This window comes from Micromonospora sp. ALFpr18c (assembly GCF_008868155.1).
Lineage (GTDB): Bacteria > Actinomycetota > Actinomycetes > Mycobacteriales > Micromonosporaceae > Micromonospora.
Map to the genome: position 1 here is coordinate 1 of NZ_WBKR01000238.1, position 8,822 is coordinate 8,822.

The following is an 8,822-nucleotide window of genomic DNA, read 5'->3' on the forward strand; positions in this document are numbered from 1 at the left end:
GGTGGCGGTGGCGGCGCGGGTTTGCGTTATCGCTACCGTGGCCAGGACGGCTACCTCGGTGACGATGAGGAGGCGTTCCGCCAGACCGATGAGCATTCGGTCGCCGGGGTAGGCGGACCAGATCATGGCCGCTGCCAGAGCCAGGCTGAGCAGGACGAGGGCACGCAGCGGCCGGGCGGCGGTTGTCAGGTCGGGTCGGCGGGCGAGCAGCCAGCCGGCGACCGGTAGCGCCAGGAAGGCGACCACCGAGGCGTACCGGTGCACGTACGCGGTGGTGGTCATGGCGGTGCCCGGCTCGTTCGTCGGCACCACCGCGGCCACCAGCAGCCCGGCCACCCATGCGCCGAGCAGCAGCTCGGCCGTCCGGCCGACGTTGCGTCGGGGCGGGCCGGTGTGGCGCAGGCCGGACAGCAGTGCCACGGTGGCGAACGCCAGCACCACCATGGCGACGTCGATGGCGCCGCCCCGGTCGGAGACGGCGAAGTCGCTGATGGTCAACGCCCACGGGTTGAGGTCGTCGTTGACTTCGAGGTGACCGATCACGGTGAGGACAGCCGCCATGGCGATCCCGCCGAGGGCCAGTAGGCCGGTAGTCCGGGTTCCAGGCATGCCTCAGCCTGTCGCCGCGGGTACCCGAGCCGAATCGGGGAAGCCCACCGAAATCGTCCCCAGGGACCACCCCTACAGGCACCCGGACCCGAGGAGGTGACCTCGCCAGATCACGCAACGTCCAGTGGGATGTTCCCAATGCGGGCGACGACCTCAAGGTGGCCGCCGAGGCCGGTGACGTAGGCGCGGAGGGTTTCGAGGCTGGTGTGCCCGCCGCTTTCAATCTGGCTGATACGCGCCTGAGTCAACCCCGCCGCCTCGGCCAGTTGGGCCGGGCTTATACCCGCAGGTCTGTCGACACTCAGTCGATGGGGATGTCGGTTGCGGCGCGGGCGTGGCGGGCAGCGACCAGGGTCATCGCCCAGCCGGCCGCCGCGAAACTGGCCGCCGCGGCGGTGGCGATGATGGCAAGCCGCCATGCCGACTCGGTGAGCGCGGTGCCGCCGAGGTGCCCGACCAGCGCGCCGTACGTGGCCCAGCCGAGCGCGGCGATCGCCTCGTAGAGCACGAACAGCCGGTACGGGTAGCGGCTGCGACCGGCCGAGAAGCAGGCCGCCATCCGGCCACCGGGCACAAATCGGCAGAGCAGGATCACCAGCGGCCCGGGTTGCCGGAGCCCCTGGGTGACCCGGATGGCCACCCGGCGGGCCCGGCTGGGCTCGGCGTGCCGGGGTGCCCGCCGGTCGGGCGCACCTCGACCGAGCAGGTAGCAGGCCAGGTCCCCGGCGAACACGCCGAGCGCGCCGACGGCGATGGTGACCGGCAGGCTGAGCCCGCCGTAGACGGTGAGGGCACCGCTGGTGATCATGACGATCTGGGTGGGGATGACGGGTACGAACGCGTCCGCGATCAGCAAGCCGAGCAGCACCAGGTACGCCCACGTCGGCGATGCGACGTCAGTCAGTAGTTCGGGCACGCCTGCCACCTCGCCGAATGCGGCCGATTGGGTGTCTCGAGCCTGACGGCGTGTCCGGCGTCACCGTGGACAGCCCCACCCCGTCGTGACCGTCGACACGACCGGGCCACCCAGGTACAACGAGGCGAACCAGCCTCGGGTGACGGTTCCACCCGTGCCGGAGCGGTCGGCGGATCGGCGTTCGTCGGCGTACCGTTGTCGGCGCGGCTCCGCCCGTCGGGTCCCCCGTTCCTGACGTTTTCGGGCCGCCAGGGCCGCCGGCGGGTCCCGCGCCGGCGGCCCGCCTCCTCCCTTGCCGCCGTAAATCCGGGTGCGTCCTCGACCGCCCGATGGGTAGCGTCGCGGAATGCGCAGTGCGGTAGTGGTGACCACGACGCCGGGTGTCCCCGGCGCGCCGCTCTGACGTAACCACCGTCGACCAGGCCCCGGGGCGATCCGCTCCCGAGGCCCGCGCGGCGTTCGGTGTCGAGGTCGCTCCCGGGTCGTACCCGATCCAGGAGCCCGACATGATCGACCACCGCAGGCTCGGCCGTGAGCTGGACCTCTTCGTCTCCGATCCGCTGGCCGGCGCCGGCCTGCCGATCTGGCTGCCCGCCGGCGCCGCCGCCCGGCACGCCGTCGAGGAGTACGTCCGGGAGCTGGAGCGCCGCTCCGGCCACCAGCACGTCTACTCGCCGCCGCTGGGCAAACGTGAACTCTTCGAGCTCTCCGGCCATCTCGGCTACTTCGCCGACGACATGTTCCCGCCGATGCGGCTGAGCGCCGACGACGAGTTCGTGCTCCGCCCGGCGCTCTGCCCGCACCATGCGCTGGTGTTCCGGGCGCGGGGCCGGTCCTACCGGGAGTTGCCGCTGCGGATCGCGGAGCTGGGCGGGATGTACCGCTCGGAGCGCTCGGGAGTGCTCGGCGGGCTGTCCCGGGTACGCGCCATCTCGCTCAACGACGCGCACACCTTCTGCGCGCCAGAGCAGGTGGGCGAGGAGGTCGCGGAGGTTCTGCGGCTGATCCGGGAGGCGCACGCCGCGCTCGGCGTCCGCCCGGCCGGCCTCCGGCTGTCGGTGCGCGGGCCGGGCGGGAAGTACGTCGGCGACGACGCGCAGTGGGCCCGCGCCGAGGAGTTGCTCCGGGGAGCACTGGCCGGGGTGGAGTACGTCGAGGCACCCGGTGAGGCCGCCTTCTACGGGCCGAAGATCGACATCCAGATCGTCGACGCGGCCGGCCGGGAGTCGACCATCTCCACCATCCAACTCGACTTCGACAAGCCGGAGCGGTTCGACCTGTCGTACACCGGTCCCGACGGCAGCCGGCACCGGCCGGTCATGCTGCACCGCAGCCTCGTCGGCAGCATGGAACGGCTGTTCGCGTACCTCATCGAGGTGCACGAGGGTGCCTTCCCGGCCTGGTACGCGCCCGTGCAGCTGGTGGTGCTGCCGGTGGACGACGGGCAGGCCGACGCGGCGGCGGAGCTGGCCCGGCGGGCCGTCGACGCCGGCCTGCGGGTCGAGGTCGACGTCGCCGGCTCGCTGGGCGCCCGGATCCGGGACGCGGCCCGCCGCCGCGTCCCGTACCTCGGGGTGCTGGGCGCCCGGGAGGTGGCCGACGGTCGCCTCGCGTTGCGCCCGCGCGGCGGCCGCGCCCTGGACCCGATGCCCGTCGACGCCGCGCTGGCCCTGATCGGCGGGCAGGTCGCCGCCCGCGCGGCCGACCTGCTCCCGCCGCACTGACCCGCCCTCAGACCGACGCGGGCTGGGCGGCGGGAACGGCGGGTTCCTCGTCGACCACCGCGCCGGTGAACTGGGACCGGTAGAGCCGGTGGTACGCGCCCTGGGCGGCGAGCAACTGCTCGTGGGTGCCCTGCTCGACGATCCGGCCGTTCTCCATCATCAGGATCAGGTCGGCGTCGCGGATGGTGGAGAGGCGGTGGGCGATGACGAAGCTGGTCCGGTCCGAGCGCAGCGCCGCCATCGCCCGCTGGAGCAGCACCTCGGTGCGGGTGTCCACCGAGCTGGTGGCTTCGTCGAGGATGAGCAGCGACGGTTCGGCGAGGAACGCCCGGGCGATCGTGATCAGCTGCTTCTCGCCGGCGCTGACGTTGCTGCCCTCCTCGTCGATGACCGTGTCGTAGCCGTCGGGCAGGCTGCGCACGAACCGGTCGACGAAGGTGGCACGGGCTGCGGCGACGATCTCCTCCTCGGTCGCGTCCGGCCGGCCGTAGGCGATGTTGTCGCGGATGGTGCCGCCGAAGAGCCAGGTGTCCTGGAGCACCATGCCGATCCGTCCGCGCAGGTCGTCGCGGCGCATCGTGGTGATGTCCACCCCGTCGAGGGTGATCCGGCCGGCGTCCAGCTCGTAGAACCGCATGATCAGGTTGACCAGGGTGGTCTTGCCGGCGCCGGTCGGGCCGACGATGGCCACCGTGTGCCCCGGCTCGGCGACCAGCGACAGGTCGTCGATCAGCGGCTTGTCCGGCTCGTAGCGGAACGAGACATGCTCGAACTCGACCCGGCCGTGCGGGTCGGCGACCCGGACCGGCTCGGCCGGGTCGGGTGTCTGCTCGTCGGCGTCGAGCACCGCGAAGACCCGCTCGGCGGACGCCACTCCGGACTGGAGCAGGTTGGCCATCGACGCGAGCTGGGTGAGCGGCTGGGTGAACTGGCGGGAGTACTGGATGAACGCCTGCACGTCACCGAGGCTCATCGAGCCGGAGGCGACCCGCAGCCCACCGACCACGGCGATCGCCACGTAGCTCAGATTTCCGATGAACATCATCGACGGCATGATGATCCCGGAGATGAACTGCGCGCCGAAGCTGGCCCGGAACAGCTCCTCGTTCTTCGCGTGGAACGCCGCCTCCACCTCGCGCTGCCGGCCGAAGACCTTCACCAGCTCGTGGCCCGTGTACGCCTCCTCGATCTGGCCGTTCAGCTCGCCGGTGTGCGTCCACTGGGCGATGAACTGCTTCTGCGAACGCTTGGCGATGCGCTGGGTGACCAGCACCGACAGCGGCACCGCGACCAGGGCCACCAGGGCCAGCAGCGGCGAGATCCAGAACATCACGGCCAACACGCCGACCACCGTCAGCAGCGAGGTGAGCAGCTGGCTGAGGGTCTGCTGGAGGCTGGTGGAGATGTTGTCGATGTCGTTGGTGACCCGGCTGAGCAGCTCGCCTCGGGGTTGCCGGTCGAAGTAGGGCAGCGGCAGCCGGTTGAGCTTCTCCTCCACCTCGGCGCGCAGCCGCAGCACGGTGCGCTGGACGACGCCGTTGAGCAGCCAGCCCTGCCACCACGACAGCAGGCTCGCCGCGAGGTAGAGCCCGAGCGCCAGCAGCAGCACCCGGCGCAGGGCGTCGAAGTCGATGCCGACCCCGGGCACCACGTCCATCCGGGCCAGCATGTCGGCGAAGCTGCCGTTGCCGCTGGCCCGCGCTGCGGCGGCGGCCTGCTCGGTGGTGGTGCCGGGCTCCAGTTGCCGACCGATCACCCCGGTGAAGATGAGGTCGGTGGCGTGGCCGAGGATCTTCGGCCCGGCCACGCTGAAGCCGACGCTCACCACCGCGAGGGTGATGATGGCGGCCAGGTGCAGCCGGTGTGGGCGGAGCCGACCGAGCAACCGCCGGGCCGACGGTCCGAAGTTCATCGACTTCTCGGCGGGCATCCCGGCGCTCATCCACGGCGGCCCACCGCCCGCACGGCCGGGCGGCAGCCGCTTCGGCGTCCGCGTGTCGCCGCCGGGTTGCTGCGCGGCTTCGCCGCCGGGCTGCTGAGCGGCTTCGCCGCCGGGCTGCTGAGCGGCTTCACCGCCGGCTTGCGGCGGGGTGTCGCCGGCGGGCTGCTGACTGGGTACGGTCGCGGTCCGCGGCTCGTCGGGCTCGCTCATGCCGGCACCTCCGTCGTCTGCTGGGAGGCCACGATCTCGGCGTACGTCGGGCAGGTCTCCAACAACTGCGCGTGTCGTCCCACTCCGACGACCCCTCCGTTCTCGAGCACGATGATCTGGTCGGCGTCCACGATGGTGGAGACCCGTTGGGCCACGATCACCACGGCGGACTGTGCGGTGACCGGCCGCAGTGCCGCCCGCAGCCGCGCGTCGGTGCCGAGGTCCAGCGCGGAGAACGAGTCGTCGAACAGGTAGATCTCCGGTTTCCGGACCAGGGCCCTGGCGATGGCCAGACGTTGCCGCTGACCACCGGAGACGGTGCTGCCGCCCTGGGCGATCGGTGCGTCCAGGCCGCCGGGCATCTGGGCCACGAAGTCCCGGGCCTGGGCGATCTCCAGCGCCGTCCACAGTTCCTCGTCGGTGGCGTCCGGGTTGCCGTAGCGCAGGTTGCTGGCGACCGTGCCGGTGAACAGGTACGGCCGTTGCGGCACCAACCCGATGCGTCGCCACAGTTCGTCGGGTGCGAGGTCGCGTACGTCCACGCCGTCGACCAGCACCGCGCCGCCGGTGACGTCGACGAGGCGGGGGATCAGTGACAGCAGCGTCGTCTTGCCCGCACCGGTGCTGCCGATGATCGCTGTGGTGGTGCCCGGCGTCGCCCGGAAGGAGATGTCGCGCAGCACCGGTTCGACCGCGCCCGGGTACTGGAAGCGCACCCCGCGCAGCTCCAGCTCGGCCCTGCTGGACAGCTCGGTGACCGGGGCGGTGGAGGGGGCCACCGAGGAGTCGGTGTCCAGCACCTCGACGATCCGCTCGGCGCAGACCGCGGCCCGGGGCACCATCATCAGCATGAAGGTGGCCATCATCACGGCCATCAGGATCTGCATCAGATACTGCAGGAACGCGGTGAGCGCGCCGACCTGGATCGCGTTGGCGTCCACCCGCTGCGCGCCGAACCAGAGCACCGCCACGCTGGAGACGTTCAGCACCAGCATGACCACCGGGAAGATCAACGCCAGCAGCCGTCCGGTCCGCAGCGCGGTGGCGGTCAGGTCGGCGTTCGCGGCGGCGAAGCGATCCGTCTCGTACGGCTCGCGAACGAACGCGCGGACCACCCGGATGCCGGTGATCTGCTCGCGCAGCACCCGGTTGACGGTGTCGATCCGGGTCTGCATCAGCCGGAAGCCCGGCACCATCCGACGGATGATCGCGCCGAGCGTGATGGCGAGCACCGGCACGCTGACCAGCATCAGCCAGGAGAGCCCGATGTCCTCACGCAGCGCCATGAAGACGCCGCCGACGCTCATGATCGGTGCGGCGACGAGCATCGTGCAGCTCATCAGCACCAGCATCTGCACCTGTTGCACGTCGTTGGTGTTCCGCGTGATCAGCGAGGGCGCTCCGAACCGGGCCACCTCGCGCGCGGAGAAGCGGTTGACGTGCCCGAACAGCGTGGCGCGGACGTCGCGGCCGAAGCCCATCGCGATCCGCGCGCCCAGATAGACCGCGGCGATGGAACAGACGATCTGGATCAGGCTGACCAGCAGCATCCAGCCGCCGGTACGCACGATGTAGTCGGTGTCGCCCCGGGCCACGCCCTGGTCGATGATGTCCGCGTTGAGGCTGGGCAGGTAGAGCGAGGCCATGGTGCCCACGAACTGGAGCAGCACCACCGCCAGCAACGGTCTCTGATAGGTGCGCAGTTGGCCGCGCAGGAGTCGGATCAGCACGCCGGGTCCTTCGGTTCGGTTGGGCGTCCGGTCATCCGCGGGTCGTCCCCGCTGCCGATGACCTCCAGCAGGAACTCCCGGATCACCTGGGCCTTCGCCGGGTCGGCGTCGATCGAGGTGAGCGGTCGTTCGGTATGCATGAGTGCGCTGAGCGCGGTAACCTTCTCCCGCCCGGCGGGGGTGATGGCGAGTCGGATGCTGCGCCGGTCGCTGTCGTCGCGCTGCCGTTCGACGAGACCGTCGCGGGCCAGCGTGTCGACGATGCCGGTCAGGGTCGCCGGGCGTACGAACCCCTTCTCGGCGACCTCGCGGTGCGGCAGCTCGCCATGACGAGCGAGCGTCATCAGGGTGACCATGCCGGCCTGGGTGAGGCCGTGCTCCTCGGCGAGGTAGCGGTTCCAACGCTGCCCCACGAGGTGCCCGGCCACCACCAGCAGTCGCCCGATCGGCACGTCCTGGAGGGTGACGAGTTCCACGGGCACAGGTTAGCCCCCTGATAGTCAGGGGCCAAACGAAATTACCGCCGCAGTGGCGACGAACACGATCTGCAGGGCGGTGCGCTGCCCGAGCGGGGTGACCGGACGCCCGGCGAAAGTCAGGCTCCGGCGAGCGGCCGAGACGTTGGCCGGAAACATCGCGAGCATGAGCAGGCCGAGGCCGGCCGCGGCCAGGCGGGCGGTCGCCGGGATCAGCAGGCCGACGGCGCCGGCCAGCTCCAGTACGCCGGTGAGGGTGACCAGCAGGTCCGGCCGGGGCAGTCGGGGCGGAACCATCGCGATCAGGTCGGCGCGGCGCTGTCCCGCGAAGTGCGCGACGCCGGTCAGCACGAACATCAGAGCCAGCCCGACCCGCAGTGCGGGGTGCCAGCCGTCGAGTGCGGAGATGCCGGCCAGGCCGGCGAGTCGGGCCAGCGCGGTGCCGAGAACCAGGGCGATCAGGGGTGCCATCGGAATCCTCCTCGCAGCAACTTGTCGGTGACAAGATTGCGTCAGGCGCTGGCATCTTGTCAATGGCAAGATAGGATCCCGGTATGACCGAGACGCGCTCGTACCACCACGGCGACCTCCGTCGCACTCTGCTCGCGGCCGCGCTCGACGCGATCGAGGAGGTCGGGCCGGCCGCGTTGAGCCTGCGCGACCTGGCCCGCCGGGCCGGCGTCTCGCACGCCGCGCCCGCGCACCACTTCGGCGACAAGGCGGGCCTGCTCACCGCGCTCGCCGCCCAGGGGTTCGACCTGCTGACCCAGACGTTGACCGAGGCGGATGACGACCTGCTGGAGGCCGGCGTCGCCTACGTCGACTTCGCCGTCGGGCACCGGGCGTACTTCGAGGTGATGTTCCGTCCGGAGCTCTACCGGGCCGACGACGCCGAGCTGATCGCCGCCCGCGAGCGCGCCGGCGCCGCGCTCCGCTCCGGGGTGGCGGCGCTACCCGTCGGCGGCGTCCCCGCCGACGCCGACCGGGACGCGCTCGCCGCCTGGTCGATCGCGCACGGCTTCGCGACCCTCTGGCTGGCCGGCGCGCTGCCCGAGCGGGTCGGCGACAACCCCCGCGAGGCAGCCCGCAACGTCCTGAGCCGCCTGGCGACCTGATCGCCCCAAACGCCCGCCCCCAAACGCGTCGATCATGGACTTGTGGTGGGCGGTTCGCCCATCGGCACCCCTTTTACGGGGCACCACAACTCCATGATCG

General features: G+C 71.4%; 9 protein-coding genes. 2 read left to right on the forward strand and 7 right to left on the reverse strand.

Annotated features, from left to right (window positions below; translation table 11 throughout):
* From F8271_RS27880 to F8271_RS27890, 3 genes are all read right to left on the reverse strand, one after another.
* On the reverse strand, positions 1-609 hold a 609-nt coding region (locus F8271_RS27880; protein ID WP_151492823.1), incomplete at its 3' end, for a DUF998 domain-containing protein.
* Positions 610-719: 110 nt separating this feature from the next.
* The gene (locus F8271_RS27885; RefSeq protein ID WP_151492824.1) at positions 720-1,028 is read right to left on the reverse strand and encodes a helix-turn-helix transcriptional regulator; all 309 of its coding nucleotides are present in this window, start codon (positions 1,026-1,028) and stop codon (positions 720-722) included.
* The gene (locus F8271_RS27890; RefSeq protein ID WP_151492825.1) at positions 911-1,525 is read right to left on the reverse strand and encodes a DedA family protein; all 615 of its coding nucleotides are present in this window, start codon (positions 1,523-1,525) and stop codon (positions 911-913) included. The genes F8271_RS27885 and F8271_RS27890 overlap by 118 nt, the downstream gene beginning before the upstream one ends.
* Positions 1,526-2,031: 506 nt before the next feature.
* Between F8271_RS27890 and thrS the strand changes: the two genes are divergently transcribed.
* Positions 2,032-3,249 carry a threonine--tRNA ligase gene (gene thrS / locus F8271_RS27895; protein ID WP_151492826.1) on the forward strand — a complete coding sequence of 406 codons (1,218 nt, stop codon included), beginning with the start codon at positions 2,032-2,034 and terminating at the stop codon, positions 3,247-3,249.
* A 7-nt stretch (positions 3,250-3,256) separates the two neighbouring features.
* Here the strand turns inward: thrS and F8271_RS27900 are convergent, their stop codons facing one another.
* The 4 genes from F8271_RS27900 to F8271_RS27915 form a co-directional block, all read right to left on the reverse strand.
* The gene (locus F8271_RS27900; protein WP_225854815.1) at positions 3,257-5,179 is read right to left on the reverse strand and encodes an ABC transporter ATP-binding protein; all 1,923 of its coding nucleotides are present in this window, start codon (positions 5,177-5,179) and stop codon (positions 3,257-3,259) included.
* Between the two features lie 218 nt (positions 5,180-5,397).
* Positions 5,398-7,131 carry an ABC transporter ATP-binding protein gene (locus F8271_RS27905; protein WP_151492827.1) on the reverse strand — a complete coding sequence of 578 codons (1,734 nt, stop codon included), beginning with the start codon at positions 7,129-7,131 and terminating at the stop codon, positions 5,398-5,400.
* Positions 7,125-7,607: a MarR family winged helix-turn-helix transcriptional regulator gene (locus F8271_RS27910; RefSeq protein ID WP_151492828.1), complete on the reverse strand. Its 483-nt coding sequence runs from the start codon at positions 7,605-7,607 to the stop codon at positions 7,125-7,127. Before F8271_RS27910 ends, F8271_RS27905 begins: the two co-directional genes overlap by 7 nt.
* A 24-nt stretch (positions 7,608-7,631) precedes the next feature.
* On the reverse strand, positions 7,632-8,078 hold the full coding sequence (locus F8271_RS27915; protein ID WP_151492829.1) for a DoxX family membrane protein: 447 nt from the start codon (positions 8,076-8,078) through the stop codon (positions 7,632-7,634).
* 83 nt (positions 8,079-8,161) lie between these two features.
* On the opposite strand from F8271_RS27915, the gene F8271_RS27920 reads away from it, so the two are divergent.
* A complete protein-coding gene (locus F8271_RS27920; RefSeq protein ID WP_151492830.1) occupies positions 8,162-8,722 on the forward strand; it encodes a TetR/AcrR family transcriptional regulator in 561 nt (186 codons plus the stop codon).
* Positions 8,723-8,822: the final 100 nt, after the last annotated feature.

Excerpts from the sequence above, each read along its gene's own strand:
- F8271_RS27920 (WP_151492830.1), top strand. The coding sequence starts at position 8,162 with ATGACCGAGACGCGCTCGTACCACCACGGCGACCTCCGTCGCACTCTG.
- F8271_RS27915 (WP_151492829.1), bottom strand. The coding sequence starts at position 8,078 with ATGGCACCCCTGATCGCCCTGGTTCTCGGCACCGCGCTGGCCCGACTC.
- F8271_RS27885 (WP_151492824.1), bottom strand. The coding sequence starts at position 1,028 with ATGGCGGCTTGCCATCATCGCCACCGCCGCGGCGGCCAGTTTCGCGGC.
- thrS (WP_151492826.1), top strand. The coding sequence starts at position 2,032 with ATGATCGACCACCGCAGGCTCGGCCGTGAGCTGGACCTCTTCGTCTCC.
- F8271_RS27900 (WP_225854815.1), bottom strand. The coding sequence starts at position 5,179 with ATGCCCGCCGAGAAGTCGATGAACTTCGGACCGTCGGCCCGGCGGTTG.